Annotated in this window: 18 protein-coding genes; 4 read left to right on the top strand and 14 right to left on the bottom strand. The window is 57.5% G+C overall.

Going from position 1 to position 16,728, the window contains the following annotated elements:
* Positions 1-238: 238 nt before the first annotated feature.
* The 3 genes from AWB81_RS08770 to AWB81_RS08760 form a co-directional block, all read right to left on the bottom strand.
* A complete protein-coding gene (locus AWB81_RS08770) occupies positions 239-694 on the bottom strand; it encodes a hypothetical protein (protein ID WP_062634246.1) in 456 nt (151 codons plus the stop codon).
* Between the two features lie 567 nt (positions 695-1,261).
* Positions 1,262-3,475, bottom strand: coding sequence for a hypothetical protein (locus AWB81_RS08765; RefSeq protein ID WP_062634244.1), 2,214 nt, complete (start codon positions 3,473-3,475; stop codon positions 1,262-1,264).
* A gap of 52 nt (positions 3,476-3,527) precedes the next feature.
* Positions 3,528-4,097: a hypothetical protein gene (locus AWB81_RS08760; RefSeq protein WP_062634242.1), complete on the bottom strand. Its 570-nt coding sequence runs from the start codon at positions 4,095-4,097 to the stop codon at positions 3,528-3,530.
* A 95-nt stretch (positions 4,098-4,192) separates the two neighbouring features.
* On the opposite strand from AWB81_RS08760, the gene AWB81_RS08755 reads away from it, so the two are divergent.
* The 4 genes from AWB81_RS08755 to AWB81_RS44620 all read left to right on the top strand — a co-directional run bounded on the left by AWB81_RS08755 (position 4,193) and on the right by AWB81_RS44620 (position 11,363).
* A complete protein-coding gene (locus AWB81_RS08755; RefSeq protein ID WP_062634240.1) occupies positions 4,193-5,767 on the top strand; it encodes a DnaB family ATPase in 1,575 nt (524 codons plus the stop codon).
* A 117-nt stretch (positions 5,768-5,884) separates the two neighbouring features.
* The gene (locus AWB81_RS08750; protein ID WP_062634238.1) at positions 5,885-9,073 is read left to right on the top strand and encodes an LAGLIDADG family homing endonuclease; all 3,189 of its coding nucleotides are present in this window, start codon (positions 5,885-5,887) and stop codon (positions 9,071-9,073) included.
* A gap of 189 nt (positions 9,074-9,262) precedes the next feature.
* The gene (locus AWB81_RS08745) at positions 9,263-10,447 is read left to right on the top strand and encodes a hypothetical protein (RefSeq protein ID WP_062634236.1); all 1,185 of its coding nucleotides are present in this window, start codon (positions 9,263-9,265) and stop codon (positions 10,445-10,447) included.
* Positions 10,448-10,931: 484 nt separating this feature from the next.
* Complete coding sequence (locus AWB81_RS44620) at positions 10,932-11,363, top strand: hypothetical protein (RefSeq protein WP_144444094.1); 432 nt, start codon at positions 10,932-10,934, stop codon at positions 11,361-11,363.
* A gap of 38 nt (positions 11,364-11,401) precedes the next feature.
* Here the strand turns inward: AWB81_RS44620 and AWB81_RS08740 are convergent, their stop codons facing one another.
* The 11 genes from AWB81_RS08740 to AWB81_RS08690 form a co-directional block, all read right to left on the bottom strand.
* Positions 11,402-12,268: an N-6 DNA methylase gene (locus AWB81_RS08740; protein ID WP_062634234.1), complete on the bottom strand. Its 867-nt coding sequence runs from the start codon at positions 12,266-12,268 to the stop codon at positions 11,402-11,404.
* Entirely contained in the window at positions 12,265-12,606 is a 342-nt protein-coding gene (locus AWB81_RS08735; RefSeq protein ID WP_062634232.1) for a hypothetical protein, read from the bottom strand. Before AWB81_RS08735 ends, AWB81_RS08740 begins: the two co-directional genes overlap by 4 nt.
* 361 nt (positions 12,607-12,967) lie before the next feature.
* Positions 12,968-13,291 (bottom strand): hypothetical protein, encoded by a 324-nt coding sequence (locus AWB81_RS08725; protein WP_062634227.1) that lies wholly within the window; start codon positions 13,289-13,291, stop codon positions 12,968-12,970.
* Positions 13,291-13,578 carry a hypothetical protein gene (locus AWB81_RS08720; protein ID WP_062634225.1) on the bottom strand — a complete coding sequence of 96 codons (288 nt, stop codon included), beginning with the start codon at positions 13,576-13,578 and terminating at the stop codon, positions 13,291-13,293. Before AWB81_RS08720 ends, AWB81_RS08725 begins: the two co-directional genes overlap by 1 nt.
* Positions 13,575-13,910: a hypothetical protein gene (locus tag AWB81_RS08715; protein WP_062634223.1), complete on the bottom strand. Its 336-nt coding sequence runs from the start codon at positions 13,908-13,910 to the stop codon at positions 13,575-13,577. Before AWB81_RS08715 ends, AWB81_RS08720 begins: the two co-directional genes overlap by 4 nt.
* On the bottom strand, positions 13,907-14,137 hold the full coding sequence (locus tag AWB81_RS44615) for a hypothetical protein (RefSeq protein WP_144444093.1): 231 nt from the start codon (positions 14,135-14,137) through the stop codon (positions 13,907-13,909). The genes AWB81_RS08715 and AWB81_RS44615 overlap by 4 nt, the downstream gene beginning before the upstream one ends.
* Positions 14,107-14,664, bottom strand: a complete 558-nt coding sequence (locus tag AWB81_RS08710) for a hypothetical protein (protein ID WP_144444092.1) — start codon at positions 14,662-14,664, stop codon at positions 14,107-14,109. The genes AWB81_RS44615 and AWB81_RS08710 overlap by 31 nt, the downstream gene beginning before the upstream one ends.
* Complete coding sequence (locus AWB81_RS08705; RefSeq protein WP_235025754.1) at positions 14,639-15,268, bottom strand: HNH endonuclease signature motif containing protein; 630 nt, start codon at positions 15,266-15,268, stop codon at positions 14,639-14,641. Before AWB81_RS08705 ends, AWB81_RS08710 begins: the two co-directional genes overlap by 26 nt.
* Positions 15,269-15,332: 64 nt before the next feature.
* Positions 15,333-15,644 (bottom strand): hypothetical protein, encoded by a 312-nt coding sequence (locus AWB81_RS08700; protein ID WP_144444091.1) that lies wholly within the window; start codon positions 15,642-15,644, stop codon positions 15,333-15,335.
* Between the two features lie 109 nt (positions 15,645-15,753).
* Positions 15,754-16,134, bottom strand: a complete 381-nt coding sequence (locus AWB81_RS08695) for a hypothetical protein (RefSeq protein WP_062634215.1) — start codon at positions 16,132-16,134, stop codon at positions 15,754-15,756.
* On the bottom strand, positions 16,131-16,511 hold the full coding sequence (locus AWB81_RS08690; protein WP_062634212.1) for a hypothetical protein: 381 nt from the start codon (positions 16,509-16,511) through the stop codon (positions 16,131-16,133). Before AWB81_RS08690 ends, AWB81_RS08695 begins: the two co-directional genes overlap by 4 nt.
* Between the last annotated feature and the right edge of the window lie 217 nt (positions 16,512-16,728).

Here is a 16,728-nt window from a genome sequence, read left to right as displayed (position 1 = left end):
ATTGGTTAATCGCGTTGCTTGCCGCGTCTCCGTATTTCCTCCCGCCCAAATTCGATTGAAACTAAAACTCCTTTATTCCTTCGTCGGGTAGGTAATATGTAACCGAGATTTGATTGAGACGGCATAAAGCGACGGCCCGTGCCGTCGCAGACTATGAGTAGGCCACCGTTACGAAGGCTTTCCAAGGCTGAGCTACGCAGCCAGATCGGTCATCGGTTAGTCGCGGTGTCGACGACGGCTAGAGATGCCGGCACCACCAAGACTGCGAGTAGCCCATTGGCTCAGACTCGGCATTGTGAATGTCGGCGCAGACGCCAAACTTCAAATACGCCAGCATCAGCACCGAGGATCCGATCACCCACAGCAGCATCCAGGTGTAGAAGACCCTGCGGTTGCGTCTTTGCTCAGGGGTGCGCATCCTTGGCTTCCATAGATCACGCACCGTCAGGAAGGCCGTGCCACCCAGAAGTACGGCGGCGATTACAGTACGTAATATGTCCGCACGCGTGTAATGACTGATGTCGTTGCCGCTGATCGCCAGAATAACCAATGCCCACACACACCCAACCACGACTGCCACGCTGAGTACGAAACGTCCGAGAGTGAACCAGTTTCTGAGGTGCTCTCGCTTGAACATCCCCACTCCGGTTGCGATCGCTATGATTGCTGCGATTTGCTCCAGAAGATGGTCCATTGCCCTCTCCAAACGTGCGTGTGAGAGTGAGCCTACCATTCGAGTCTGGCCCCCTGCGACCCCCCTATAGAGAAAATTTCTCGCCAATTTTTTGGCCGGGACCTAATCCGCGGTCGGCCTATATTTTAGTCACCACCTGCCAGGATTTCTCATAGCTAGGTGTCATAGTAGGGTATTAGGGGCGTCAGCCCCGTACACCTACACTACCCCCCGGTACTAATGAGATTCTCAAACTTCCCGTGAACTGTAGTTTCGAAGAAGCCAACGATTTCCACTAGGAGATCGGTAGCCGGCTTGTCCTGATTAAAAAGGTCTAGAATCGGATCGTTTTCAACTCCGAGGCTCTATTAATAAGGGAGGCTTCGAAGTCCTCCTTCGATCGCAAAAGGCGTTGTTCTCTCCGAAGGTAAGGCCGCTTCGAAAGCGAAAAGAAAGCAAACGGCATAAATGGTCCTCCCAGGTCCCGAAGAACCCAGGAGGACCATCAGCCCCAGTGACCTTCTTGCTGCTCCGGGTGGTGACCCTAGTGAAACGAGTCACCTACGTCACTCACCCGCCAACCCGTCCTTAGACGGTATGGAAGTTGACCGGCACCTTCGAAGCCGCAGCCGCGCTGATACCCGTCACGTCGATCACGCCCATCACCGGCAGGTTCGTGATGTGCAGGAACGACGGCTGGACCGTCAGTTCCTTCGACTGCGCGCCGTTGCGGATCATCGGCAGCACGACCGTGAATTCCGGCTTCCACGCCATGTTGCCGAAGTGCAGCGGGTTGGGCACGCCAGCACGCTCTGCCGAGAAGTCGCCGAACGACATCACGATCTTGCCCGACATGCGCTCGTTGAGCGTCGACACGATCTTCACGTCGAACTGACCGCCCAGCGTACGCAGGTCGCCCGTCACCATCAGGTAACGCGCGATGTACGGATCCGTACCGATGATCACGGTCGGAACCGGTGCGACGCCGCCAGCGAGTGCATCGGCTGCTGCCTTGTAGCCCGACTGGACGTACAGGGTGTAAGCCATGTCACGCAGTGCGTTCACCAGGGTAGCCTGGATGTCCGCAGCACGCTGGTGAGCCGACAGCGAGTCGAGCGACGTGCTGATGTTCAGCGGCTTGTACATGTAAGCCGGCTGAACCACGAAACGCGACACGCCCATGATTTCCGGCGTATCTTGCGCGCTGTTCGGCGTGGCCGACGTGTTCAGTGCGCTGGTCGTTTCTGCGAGCAGGTCTTGCACGCGGAGCAGCTCGTCGACCGCTGCGTTCGACGTACGAATGCGCGTCGTGGTGATGAGCGCAGCCAGATCCGACGAATCGTTCGAGTCGCCCGTTTGCATCGGACGCGGAATGGTGATCGGAGCCAGCAGCGGCACCGTGTACACCTGGTTGTAGAAGTTCGTGTTCAGCAGCTGGCCGCGCTGACGGCGGTTGCTGTTGGTACGACGTGCGTCGAGATCGTAGCCGATGACCTTCGCGTTCGCGATCAGCGCAGCCAGGGTCGCGCCCGTGCCCGTCGAGAGGTCCAGCGTCGCATCGCTGTTGTTCTTGATCGTTGCAACCGACACGCTCGATGCGTTCAGTTCGGTGTTGCCGAGTTCGAGGTTGATCGAGCCGAACACCGAGAAACCAATGCGCGCTTCGTACCCACCCGACACGATTGCCGACAGGATCGTCGATGCCGAACCGTCAGCCAGAACCGTGTTCGGGCCGATCAGCAGAGACTGGGTCTCGTACTGGAGGTTCATCTGACGGTACGTCGCCTGCACCGCGAAGTTGAACGTCGCGAGCGGCAGCTGGCGGGTGTTGAACTTCACGACTTCCGTCGTCGGCGTCGCGCCACCCGTCGTGAATTGAACGTACACGGCGTCGAGCGCGAGCTGCGTGTCGATCGCGTCGGTGACGTCGAGCAGGCCGGTGTCGAGCAGCGCTTCGGTTTGCGAGATGCCGAGCAGCGAGAACTTCTTGCCGATTGCCAGCGGTGCGGTCGAGACAGCGGTGTCGTCCGAGAGCATCACGCTGTACGGTGCGACAGCTGCTGCCGGCACGAAATAGCCAGCTGCGGTCGCTTCGTCGTTCACGACCGGGACGATTTTCGTCTGGTCGTTGCGCAGGATCGTCGGATCGATGACAGCCTGCACGATGTTGCGGCGGCCGAAGTTGGCCGTCGGTGCGCCCGAGATCGGACGCTTCGTTTCGTTGTACACCTCGATCAAGCGGATCGAAACGGTGTAGCCCACCTGGTCCGGCGTCACGACGACGGTCGGGTAGAACGCTTCGCCGAATTCATCCTGGCGAGCGGCTTGCATGTTGTACGCGACGGAGTAGACCACCGCGTTCTTGTTTTCCTTCTCGTCGTACGCTTCCAGCGCCGGCTTGATGCGCTCGAGCATCTTGTCTTCGCCCTGCGGGACGATGAACTTCATGCTTTCCGTCGAGACGCGATCGTGCTTGATGGTCGCGTGCAGCGCGCCGGTGATGTCGCCGGAGAGCGTCGCTGCTGCCAGCGCTGCGTCCTTCTGAGCTTGCGTGAGGTCGCGCAGGCCGTGTTCCGACACGATGTGCTCGAGAGCGGCGTTCAGCGACTGCACCGAGCTGTTCAGCTCGCTTTGCATCGTGTCGTTGATGCCTTCCATCGCGAAAGCAGCACGCGAGACTTGCGGGGAAGCGAATGCGACGCCGCGATCGTGTTGTTCATGGCGCAGCGATTGGACGATGGTGTCCAGTTGTGTCATCGGCTGCACGCCGCCGCGGTTCTTGTTTGCGAACAGAGTGGTCATGAGTGATCCTAACCGTTACAGTTAAAAAAGAGACTACTGGGGCTTGTTGACCTCAAACCGTCAACTGCTTTGCAGACAACAGATCGAGATAACGCTTGAACAGAGGTGTCGCTGCCACCTCGTGATATGCGTTGTACGCATACAATACCTTTAGGATCTGCACGATCAGCGCGGCCTGATAACCTTCTGTGCCGGCCTCTTGCGTGAAGAAACCCGGATTAATCACGACACCCGCGACTTCGCGTGTGATGTCATAGATATAAAAGGGTTCTGCGTGGTGAGGCATGCGCGACTCCGGCGCAAATAGCCGTGCCTGCAATTCCGCCTGGACGTTGAGTGAACGCTCCAGAGGACAAATCGTTTGCTCGAAGAACACCTTGTTCTGACCATGAGCACTTGAAACCCACTGCAAGAGCAAACTCCAGTCGCCGCCCTCGACTCCCATGAGCTGAGAGCAGTACTTCTGCATTCCCAAGAAGCACACCAGATCATTGACGCTCGAAAGCGGCTTGAGGGCGTCGAAGTTCAAGCACTCCGACAGCGGCAGTTTGTTGCGGGCGAGCGTCTCATGCACCCAATAGGGAATGAGGATCACCTGCTTGAGTGGGCGGGCATTGGACACTTTGTTTGCTCCAGCGAATAGAGGGACCAGTAAATAAAAAAGTCACTGGGTCTTTTCTATGACCCAGAAAAAGCTTTCTCACAGTATTTACAAACATGAACCACAAACTGCTGCTGGTTAAGTGCATCACTCTCATGTTCCGCGAGAGCCAGCTGCCGGGCGCCCATGAGAATTCGGGGGCTCTCGTCAGGAGCATCATCAACGAGATAAAGGAACCACAACTGGCCATCGGTCTGGATCATGAGCGCGATATAACCGCTGCTCTGAAGAAGACCGCGCTCTCAATGTGCGAAGCCCCGCTCGATCACGAGTACGAGCCGAACGAAATACTTCAACAATTGAAGGTGGATTGCGGCGAGGACGAAAAGCTTTACGAGTCGTTCGTCGAAGGCATCGAAAGGGAATTGACGGAAAGCAAGATCAAGAAGACGGCGGTCAATCTGCGTCGGTCTTTGAACGAGTATTTCCGCGAGCAGAAGATCCAGGAGATCATCTTCCAGGCGTCAAACAAGCTGCGGTTCAACCGCACGCAGGTCACGAATATGAAGCAGTTCGTGGCTGAGGTGTGCTCGGAGCTGGAACCGTATCAGGTAGATGCAACCGCGAAGGATCCGGCGATCGTCGCCGAGGTCGATCTGTCACGTATCGACGAAGTGAAGCATATCTTCAGCGAAGTGCAGAAGACCGAGAACGGTGGTGGGATTTTGAGGACGGGCTGGCAGGGCGTGAACCGAATGTTGCGTGGTGGTTTTCGTCGCGGCCAGCAAACGGTGATCGGCGCACTGCAGCACAACTTCAAGACGGGCTTCAGCCTCGGCGCGTTTATCGGCGTGGCGCTCTTCAATGAGCCGGAAATGATCGACGCGACGAAGAAGCCGCTCTTGCTCCGGATCTCCTTTGAGGACGATCTCGAGCTGAACTTTCAATACATGTACGAAGTGCTGATGGCTTTCGATGGCCGCGAAGCCGAGATCGTCAAGAAGACCAAGGAAGACTTCGAGGCGATGTCGCCGGAAGAGCTGGACGCCTACATCACGAAGATCGCCGCATACGTGCAGGAGCGCATGCGGGTTAACGGTTACGAGATCAAGATGTTGCGCGTCAATCCGTCGGAGTGGACGTACAAGGATCTGTGCAACAAGATTCTCGAGCTGGAAGCGGATGGCTACGAGATCCATATGTGCATGGTCGACTACCTGCCGATGATGCCGACCACGGGCTGCCTGCAAGGACCGACCGGCACTGACGTGCAGGACCTCTACCGCCGCGTTCGTAACTTCTGCTCGCCGCGCAAGATCGCCTTCGTCACACCGCACCAGCTCTCCACCGACGCTAAGCAGATGATCCGCGACGGCAAGAGCGACTTTGTGAAGGAACTGGTTGGCAAGGGCTACTACCGCGGCTGTAAACAGATCGACCAGGAAGTGGACCTCGAGATCTTCATCCATATCGAGAAGAGTAACAACGAAAGCTTCCTCACGATCCAGCGAGGCAAGCACCGCATCATCGGTCAGACCGATCACCGCGATCTCTTCTGCGTGCTGCCGTTCTCGAAGTTCGGCATCTTGTTCGACGTCAATGGCGTGGACACGACACGCAAGAAGGTTGGGGGTGGTCCGATTGGATCAAATGACGAGACGCCGTTCTGGGCCTTCGACGAGGCCGCCTAATCTTGTGTAACAAGCAGTTCCGTTGTTGAGGGATGAGCCCAGGGAACCCTAGCACTTGTAGGGGTCCCTTGGGCAATTCCTTTTATGCAGTCTGTTTTTTTATCATAGGACGACGCCATGTTTTCGGCACTACAACGGCTGATCGGTCTCATTCGGGTTGAAGAATCAGGCGATTTAATCAAGGTCTCAGGTTTGCCCGGCGACTCGGTCGCCAAAACGATCTTCGAGGTGTGGGGCACCAGCAAGATCGTGGACAACATGTTCACCAAGGTAACCCCGTCGGACGTTGTATTTAACAGGTTCTTCGCGCCCGACGTGGTCTATGCGTTCACCCGCATCGTCAACGAGAAGAAGAAAGGGCACAACATCCGCGCATTGAAGAAGGTCGTCGAGGGCATCTACGAACACACGTGGATGAAGACGACCATCATCAAGCACCCGGACATTCTGGATAAGTCTCAGCTCAGCCAGCTCAAATGGAGCCCGCTGGAGCACCAGGACGGGTTCTTCGCGTGGTTCAATGAGATGGTGCCACGCTTCGGTCTGAGAGGCGCCATGCTCGGCGCAGGGCCTGGTACCGGGAAGAGCCTAGCCCTCGACGCGCTTATCAAGACACCTGGCGGTTGGTCGACCATGGGTGCTATGCGCGTCGGCACTGAAGTCGTTACACCGAAAGGAACAGTGACGACTGTTACCGGCGTCTATCCGCAAGGCACGATCGATATGTACCGCATCACGTTTAGTGATGGACGCAGTGTTGAGGCTTCTGCTGACCACCTTTGGAAAGTCCATCTTCGCCATGAACGTAGGAAAGGCTACTGGCACGTCCGCACCACGAAGGAAATCATGGAGTCGACGTCCTTTGCTGACATGAGGGCATACATCCCGCTAATAGAGGCGGAGGACGGGCCGGCAGTGGACCTGCCTATCGACCCCTATCTGCTCGGAGTGATTCTTGGCGACGGCTGCATTTCCGGCAAAGGTCGTGTCGTGATTACGAAGCCCGAAGAGTTTATTAGGGAGAAGGTACGGTCCCGTCTCGATGTCGATATGCGGGTGGGTGAATGGATTGACAATGGGAAGTCGTTCGCTCTGAACGGTGCGTACGAAGGTGAGGGTAAGCGAGCTAACTCGCTAAGTGTGAAGATCCGGAAGGTGGGGCTGGCAGGGAAGCGCGCGCACGAGAAGTTTGTTCCTGATGAATATCTACTTGGCAACCGACAACAGCGTCTCGATCTGCTTAACGGACTACTCGATTCCGACGGCACGAGCGAACTCACGGGCGGCGCAAGCTTCACCAGCACGAGTCTCGATCTTGCGGAGGCTGTTCAGTATCTGGTTCGCTCGCTGGGCGGCATGGCAAGCCTCCGTATCAAGCGTAAGCAGTTCACCTACCGGGGCGAGAAGGACTATGGTCGGACGTGCTTCACGATCAGCATCCGCCACAAGTACCCGGAGGACCTCTTCACCCTTCCTCGGAAGAAAGAGCGGTTGAACAACAGCAACCAGTACTGCGAGAATCTGAAACTGCGCATTGACAGCATCGAATATGTTGGCCAGAAGCCCGCCCAGTGCATTGCGGTGTCGGACGAGGAGCGCCTGTACGTTACCGACGACTTTATCGTTACGCACAACACCTATATGGGGATCGCGCTCGGTCTCCAGCTGCACGCGGATGTCGTCATCATCGTCTGTCCCAGCCGCGCTGTGAAAAAGGTTTGGGAAGAGACGATCGTCACGCAGTTCAAGCGCCCGCAGCCGTACTGGCATTCCAAGATGGGAACGCCGCCGAAGCCGAAGCAGAAGTACTACATCGTCCACTACGACTCGCCGGAATCACTCCAGCGGTTTATGGAGTTCGCGAAGACGCAGAGCTGGCACAAGCCCGTCATCCTGCTGGACGAGTCGCACGGGTTGAACGAAGAGTCGGCACTGCGCACGCAGCTCTTTATCGATCTGTGCGCGCTCACTCGCTGTCAATTCGTGCTGTGGGAGTCGGGCACGCCCGTGAAGGCGATTGGCGGGGAGATGGCACCGCTCTTCAGGACGATCGACCCGTTGTTCGATCCGGACGCTCAGGCACGCTTCCGGGCGATCTACGGCAAGGCGAGCGCTCGTGCGAACGACATTCTCTCGCACCGGCTGGGCAAGGTCACCTACAAGGTCGACAGCAACAACGTGGTGAAGATCTCCGTGCATCACCCGGAATCCAAGATCAAGATCCCGAACGGCGACCAGTACACGCTCGCGTCGATTCGCAGCGAGATGCGCTCTTTCATCGACGAACGCATCAAGCACTATACGAGCAACATGCGGATGTATGAGCGCATGTTCGAGAATGCGCTCAGCTACTTCTACAAGACGCTGGTGACGTCCGAGCAGAAGGATGCCTTCAAGACGTACGAGAAGAACATCAAGCTGATCCGCAAGGGCTATGACCCGTCTCTGATGAAGGATGCGGCGACCTACTGCAACAACTACGAGAAGAAGGTCATCATCCCGGCCCTGCCAAAGGACCTGAAGGGGGACTTCAAGACATCGAAGTCGGTCGTCAAGTACCACAAGCTGAAAGTGCAGGGTGAGGCGCTCGGCCGGATCCTTGGGCGGAAGCGGGCGCAGTGTGTGATCGACATGATCCCGTACATGGGACTCGAGCAGAAAATCGACACGGGCCTCAAGAAGACGCTGATGTTCACGAGCTATGTGACGGCGGTCGATGCGGCCGCGGACTACCTGAAGCAGCGTGGATACGGTCCGCTGCGTGTCTATGGCGAGACGAACAACGAACTCGCCCAGATGGTCACGGAGTTCGGCAAGAACGAAGACGCGAATCCGATGATTGCGACGTATCAATCGCTTTCGTCGGCCGTGCCGCTCGTCATGGCCAACACGATGGTCATGTTCAATTCGCCGTTCCGCTCATTTGAGTACGACCAGGCCGTGGCCCGCTGCAAGCGTCTCGGTCAGGACGAGGACGTCTACGTGTACGACATCGTCCTCGACACGGGCGAGGAGCCGAACATCTCCAGCCGCACGATCGACATCATGCACTGGAGCCGGGAGCAGGTTGACGAAATCTTGGGGTTCGAGAACACGCAGTTGATCGCGGCCGAGGCAATGCAAGACATGTCCCCTGTTGAGCAACACAGCTACAAGGTGGCGACCGAGCAGATCGTCGAGCAGGAGTTTGAGGAGGAGATGGCGGCCTTGGAAGGACTGAATGTCGCGGAGGTGTCCGAGCGTCGCGATCCTGCATGGGCCCATTGGGCCACCAGCTTTGGATACGGGGAAATAGAAATCGTTTGATGAACAACCCATCCCAAGTTCACTTTTCCCGTAAGGGTTAAGCGGATCAATACCCAGGGGAGACAGGCGCTTGTACTCCTGTTTCCCTCTTATTTCCGAGACAAGAACATCAAGGCGGATTTTGAGAAGGGCGACCTGCTCGCCCTAGAGTCGCACCTAGCGACATTGGTATCCGTGCGTAGTCAGTTGATGCAAAGCGGTACGTTGACCACAGGCATTGCCCTTGAGGCGGACTCCGTGCTCGGCGGTAGCCACTTTGCTTCGTTGCAATTCAGCGGGGGCACGAAGAGCGAACGAACGCGCGTCGCTCTCGAGGGCATTGTCAGCACCGTGTGGGACACGATCAGGAAGCTGATTCGCAAATCGGTCGAGATGATCAAGCGCTTCATCGGCTGGCTGCGAGGCGACGGCAAGCAGTTCGACGAAGCCCATCTGAGCGCCGTGGAAGAGCAGGGCAGAAAGCTCGCCGATGGCATCGAACGTCTCGCCCAGATCCTCCAAACGGAACACCTCCGTCAGCGGTACGAGGAGAATCTGTATTCGAAGCTGATGGCGGATTCGCCAGCACAAACGCGCGCGATTCTCGACGCCAACTCCGAGTACAGCAAGGCGATGGTGAGCCTGAGCCAGTCGTTCGACAAGGGCGACTACACGGAGATCATCGAGAAGGGCGTGGCGTCCTTGGTGGCGTGGTACGAGAAGGAAAGCAAGCGCGCCGAGGCGATGGATGCGTCGGGTCAAGCCATGCACCAGGATCTCGAAGGGTTCGCCAGGGAGCTAGACACACAACTCAGCACCCAGGAGGACGGTAGCGGCACGATGTCGAGTCTGACGGCACGTAACGCCCTCGAGCTCACCAAGGGTCGGTACGACGCCATCAAGCAGGCTAAGACATCTGTCAATACTGGACAGTACGCGAGCATCCCGAAAGACATCTCGGCGCTCAAGAGTACGGTCGTGAGTGCGCAAACGCTTATTGGAGTTGCGGGTGCAGCACGGTCCATGCGGCAGGCCCAGCAGGCACTGGAGCAGATGACGGAGCACCTCAACACGGTGTCGATGAAGATCGATCGGCTGACCTCGGAAACCGAGCAGGGCAAGGTACTCGTGGCGCAGCAAGCGGTGGCACGGGCGTTCGTCAAGCATCTTCGCGAGCTGATGGACAGCTTCCACGTCGTGATCGTGGCGCATGAGTTCCTGTACGGCGTGTGGATCGAGACGCAGAAATCGATGCTCAAGATCTGGCAGGAGATGGTCAAACTCTACGACGCCACGGTGGTCGACGAGCCGATGTCCGATGCACAACGGAAGGACCGCGCTGAAACCGAGAAACAAGTCCGCACGGCACTGAAAGAGTACGCTGGTTTGCTCTGATCAAACTGACGGCATAAGAGCCCAGACTCCTCCCGGGGTCTGGGCATTATGCCGTGAGCCCTCTAGTCCACAGAACGGACAATGGCGTTTGTGAAGTCAATCCCGTGTTGCAATGGATCGTGGACCGATTTGAAACCCATGTAAGCGACTCTCCAAAATCCTCCCTGATATTGGAAAAGCTGGCGTTTTCACACTTCCTGAGATTGAGGAAGTGTGAAAGTCAAGGGTGCGGCAGTGTGCCGCACCCTCCTGCAATGGGAGGGGTCACGCGCACACGCGCGCCCTAGCATTGGGGCATGGAAAGTTTTCACACCAAGCTGAAACGGGACCTTGAGCAACACGAGCTTGACCACAGTGTCTGGCGCGCGGGGCTTAGGTTCGCGGCTGCTCATGTGATCGCTTTCACGAGTGCTGCGCTTCTGATTGCGACGGATACAGGGGCGGAATCAACAACAGTTTCATCCCTCAATCTGGAACAATACATATGGCACAAGCGCCGTATTTGATTGCGCATGGCGCAAGCAGTTCTCATTCCCATGACTTCGATCTGACAGATGAGTACGGTCGCCCATCTGGCGCACGCTACGTCCTGGGCACCTATGTGCGTCACCGCAACGCCCCCGAAGACTTCTCGAATGAAGAGCTGTGCGAAAAGCATTACGAGGGGTTGTGTGACGACAGCGAACTTGGCAGGTGGTACACCGTATGGTTCTGGTCAACGAGAAACGGCCACGGCTTTGGTCCGCGACGCCCTATGCAGCACTTCCGCACGCGCGAGCAACGTTACGCGTACTGCATGGCTGAACTCGACCGCATGCGCAAGCGCAACGTGTATGACTTCGCACGAGCAGCGCGACCAGCTGCCGCAGCCTCGGCGGGGTCACCAACTACAATGCAAACGGCACCCCTCAAGTGACACGGTGGTCCCGACCGCCCCTCATTTGACCAAAGGTACTACCCCGGAACCGTTACAGGATCAGATGCCGGCAGAGGCTCCTTCTCAACTATGTCCGGCCCCACCTTCTCAGCTGACCGCATAAATTCAATCAGCTTAGAGCAGGCTTCGCCGACACGCTTCCGTTCGAAGCGATTCGGCCAGCCGCACAGATAGTGCGAAGGCGTATGCCAGACGTCCCAAGTCTGGAGCGTCAGCGAGTTGCCGTGAATCACCGTCGCAGGGATGCCAAGGAGCGCCAGTTGGACATACGCCATGTGCACGCAGGTCGGGTCGATGTCTGTGCAGGTCGCATGCAACATAGTGGGGTAGTTCAGGCCCGCCTCATGCATGGCTTGCGCGACTGCGACGACCATGCCGGCGGATCCGCACGCGGGCTCGTCCATGGTGATGAATCCCCGTTTGCGGATGTCAGAACCATCGCCCACCGTGACCATCTTGGCCATCATCAGGGAAACCTCGGAGGGCGTGAAGAACTGCCCCGCGCGTTCGCTCCCGAGATCAAGTGCCATGAAGATCTGGCCGAGCACGTCTCCGATGCTGTCGACCGATTCCCTCAAGCCTGCGTCGCCTAGAAGGTCGAGCCTTGCTTGATAGCACGCCTGGAGTTGACCGAGCGTCCGCGCGAACAGATCCAGCTCCTCCTTCTTGTAGTTCTTGACGATCTCCAGATACCGCTTTTCCCGCCTGTCGTAGTTGATCAGGTCGAACTTGTTGCTGAGCGCCAACGCCGACATCTCGATGAAGTCGCAGAAGACCTTGAAGGTGTTGTGACGAATCGAGAACTGCTGCAGCGACTTGATCACCTCGGCCTTGTAAGGGTCCGCCCAGACCGGAGAACGGTTCAACTTGGCCCGCCGGCTCACGATGCCTCCGCGGCCTTCGCCTGTGCCTTCTGTTCCGCGAGCTTCTTGTTGGTCGCCTCCGACTTCTCCTTGCACTCCTGCTGGAGCTTGCCGTAGAGGTCGTTGCTGAAGTTGTCGATCTCACCCACATTGCAGAGGAACGCCATCTGGTGAACGATCATCCGGATGGCTGCGTCATCACGGACCTGCTGCGTGCCCATGTTTTCCTGATGCTGACACTGGTTGATTGCGCGGACCAGCGAGCGCGCAACGCCGCTGAGATTACACGCGCCTTCCTGAATGAACAGCGCGTCGCTGTGTCGGTTGAGGGCATCCTGGTTCATGTTGTCGAGGCTCATTTTGTTCTTCCTGAAATGGCTTGTTAGACCCAGCAGCACCGGTAGCTGTCGCGCAACTCGCAGCAGACTGTCCAGAGCGTTCGTTGGATGTTTGCTTGATGGTCCTTTAGTTCCTCCTCGCTCCAGGCTCCGTACTCCCTCAGGTGCGCGGCTACGACCTCGGCCGCCCAGAACGCAGTCTGATCCTTCACATCGGGGTCTTCGGAAAGCCTTCGGATTTCTTGATCTTGCAGGCCGACTAGATTGACCGAAAAGATCTGAGTTGCGGTGAGCTCGAGATCCAGTCGACCGCATGGAGACGACCAGGCATTCGTTCTGTTGGGTTTTCCCCATCTGAGACGCACCCTGCCCGGAGCCGTCATCACGACTGCGGCGCCTTGATCAGGCGGGACTCGACGAGATCGCCCGTACATCCGACGATCAAAGAGAGGCCACGAAAGAGAATCGTGGTGGCGTATGAGTCCCCGGCGTTGCAGTAGTAGACATCATCACCAGTGCGGCGATGAACGCCGAGGAACTCGACGCCGTGTGTTTCGATCAGCTTGTTGACCTCCTCGCGCGCCTCGTCTCGCATGCGTACCGTCTTCCAGACATTGCGGACGGCTTCCGCGATCTCCGGCGTAACGTCCTTGATCTGCTGTAGCTGCTTTGTTGAGGCAACGCGTCGTTCCGCAAGTCGTGCCATTAGCCAGCCTCCTTTACCGTGACCTGAAAGGAATCAGGCCAGTCGCTGATCACGGTGTCCGAACTTGCGATGTAGAAGTCGCCGCTTACGTTCTGGACATACAGGCGCTTCTTTCCTCCGAAACCGTCCGGTGCGATCGCAACGAGCGTTTCGTAGCCAACCTTTGGAGTCGGATACATCCCGCATAGCGTTCGCGCAGAAGCGGCGGAGATTCGTCGCATATGCTCTGGTCCATAGCTCCAGTGAGCACCGAGCGGCGGATATGCAAGAGACTTGACTTCGTTCACGCTGCCTCCCGTTCGTCTTCCTCCCAGTACTTCACGCCCTGTGAGATGTCGATGAACCACGATTCGGGCATGTCGGTTCCATCGATCATCAGCTTCTGGTGGTTGACACCAAACGCGCGGCGGCCGATTTCGATGTAGGTGTCGTAAGGCGCAGTCTCGGTTTTGACGAAGTTGTAGCGCGTCATCGTCGACGACACTGCGATGACGAACGGAGTTGCCACGCCATGTCGATAGACCGTGTACCGTGTGCGCGGGTCCCTGCGCAGAGGTGTAAGAAACTTGCGCGGGTTAATCGGCTTGGGCAACATGAACTTCGGAATGTTGGATGTCATGCGCGCGCCTCGACAACCAGCTTTCTCTGCGCCAGTTCGAGCACGTCGCGGGTGATCTGACCCATGCGCTGATAGGAGGCATCCCAGATCACGCGCAGGGTAGTGGCAACCCCGGTTTGGCTGTACCGGACCCGAACGTGTCGGGGATCTCCGTCACGCAAGAAGACCACGTACTCGCGGTCTTTGTGCTGAACGGTTACGACTTCACCGCGTCTTGCAAGGGGCATGAGTTTCTCCTGATGAACATGCGGACCGCAGGATCGAGCTCCGGTCGATAGGGCACGGCCCGCACATGGCGAACGGTTCGTCCGAGCACACGCATCCAGTACTTTCCCGCGACTTCTGCGCGCTTGATGTCGTCTGCCCGGACGACGACTGAAGGACCGATTCGCTTGCTTGAGTTGTTGATAGGAAAGACTTCGAAGGAGGGCATGGTCACCGGGCGCGGGTGGATGATTCCAGTCGCGGTCGGCTGTGTGCTGCTACGGGTTCCGTTACCGATCTGCTTGACTTCGTTTGAGCCCGCGTTGTCCGGTGCGGGAATTTCTGGTGTTCCGACGGGGGTCAAGAAGGGAGAGCGACTGTTCCCGCCGGTGGCACGGATGTACTCGACCTCCACCTTGGCCGTCTCCACTGCGACAGCGGCGACCTGTGCGACGGCGCGTGCACGGTCCACCTCCATGGGCCTGTCCCGGTCACGCAGAGCAGCCAGCGTTTGCATCAGATGTTCACGCAAGTCGTTCATGTTGCTCACGGTCTTTCTCCTTTGCTTCACGGACAATACGGTTCAACTGGCGCGTGATGGCGCCCTTCAACTGGGTTAGCTTCGCCAGCTCCGGGGATTTGCTGCTTGGATGGTTACGGCGAGCTCGCTCGCGACGACTCACGAGTTCGAGAATATCAATGGTGATTTCGGTTGCGACGTTGGTCTTCTTGCCGGGGAGGAAGCAGACCATGTGGCCCTTGGGGACAGGACCATTCGAAGCTTCCCAGACCAGACGGTGGACGCCTACCCACCTGCGTTGAAACTGCACATTTGGATCGTCGGTTACTTTCCGCTCGAGGTAGCCTTCCTTCGAGAGCCGCTCCGTGCCAATGGGAACCCAGTTGTTATTTGCCGCCCCGCTGCGCTGACCCTTCCTGAACTGTGTTCGGCGAGAGTTCGGGTGGTTGCCGGTGCTGCCTTTGATGCCCTCATTCCACGCTTTTTGTCCTTTCTTGAACTGGTTCTCCTTCAACTTAGGATGGACGCGTCCCCGTTCAATTCGCAGCCGGACGTCCTCCTCCCAGTAAGCATCCGTCTTCAGAACACCGAGCTTCGCAGCCATCTGGTAGAGCGGCCCGATGCCGACATCCATCTCTTCAGCGAGCTCTTTCGTTACTCGGTGTGGATATTCCCGCCTGATCTTCTCCTTTTCCTCCTCACTCCACTTGTGACGGACCTTTGCGCGTGATGTAGATCTTTTCTTTCGCACGCTCTCCATCCTCCTCGAAGCTCGTCCAGACCGGAATTGCGAACTCACCGACGAGCTGTGCCGCGTCGCCGGCGAAAAAATCGCCGCCCTGCATCGTTTTGGAAAAGTCGAATCCTCCACATACGCGGATCTCTGCCACCTCAGCGTGCATTGTTTCGACGAGGGAGATCAAGTAATCGAATTCGCGAGCGGAAAACTCCGCCAACGGTCTGCTTTCGAGTCGGGGCTCGCTGGCCTCGCCGAACATGTCGTAGGTCATGAAGCCGGCACCACGACTGCGCAGGAAGCCAGGTCCGAGTTCGCGTCGCAGTTCTTCAGCGAACTGGTCCCGCACTGACGCAAAACGCCGGCGAACCTCGCCGAACGTGCTATACAGTTTCGGCATCGTGGGGCTTGCGCGGCACACCGCCGTGCTTTTCGAACAGGAACCAGAATTCGGCCTCGATACGTCGCTTGTTCGCACCGTCGCCCTCGATCCATGCGCTAGCCAGATTCTTCTCGAATGCGCTGAATGACTTGCTCATGAATTGCATCGCTCGCAACTTCATATCGCCGTCCCAGCCCCAAAGTGGATCGACGGTGCGATACCGCGGCATGGTATCCGCAAGATAGCCCCGACCTCGGACGATGTATTCGTCTTGGGTCAGGGCGAGGGTTTCTGCATCACTCGGCTTGTCAAAGCCAGCGATGATCTGTTTTGTTTTGCGATTGATGACGTAGTGGTTGAAGTTCGGATTATTCGTCGTCATGTGCGCTTCTTCTTAGCGGTCACTGGGGTCTGCAGCTCGACGCATGTCTCTCTGACCAGGTTCGTGAGCGTCGTCCATTCCTCTGCACGCTCGTGCATGCCCGCGCGGCGATATGCCGGCCAGATGATGGCGTCACCAAGACCATTGCCTTGCTGTAGCGCATGCACGTTCGCGCCCGCAAGCAGACAGCCTAAGTCGGAGTTCGGATTGGCGACGGAAAGCTCGATGAAAGCATCGGTAACATCCGCCATCGCGAGAGACATGTCGGCTGCCCTCGGATCGCCAAGCTCCCGCAGTTCAACAGCGTTCCGGCGCAACAACGTACCACAGTCTTTGATCAACTTCTTAAGCCGATTCTTCCAGATTCTCTCCTGCATGATTTTTCTGACCTCCCATCAGGCAACGACTTCATAAAGCCCGCAAAGCGACTCCATAGTTCGGGGCGACGTTGAATGTTTCGAGCCAGTTCTTCGCGCGTGAGACCTTCCCGGACCAATTCAAGGAATGCCTCATTACCCTCAGGATTACCCACAAGTTGGCTGATCATGCTATTCGTTTTGCCTCAAGAGGCGATACATCTTCGTGATCTCATGC

Origin of the sequence: Caballeronia arationis, from assembly GCF_001544975.2 — a bacterium.
GTDB classification, from domain to species: Bacteria; Pseudomonadota; Gammaproteobacteria; order Burkholderiales; family Burkholderiaceae; genus Caballeronia; species Caballeronia arationis.
The sequence above is the reverse complement of the archived record's forward strand: the minus strand, read 5'-3'. Positions and strand labels throughout refer to the sequence as shown.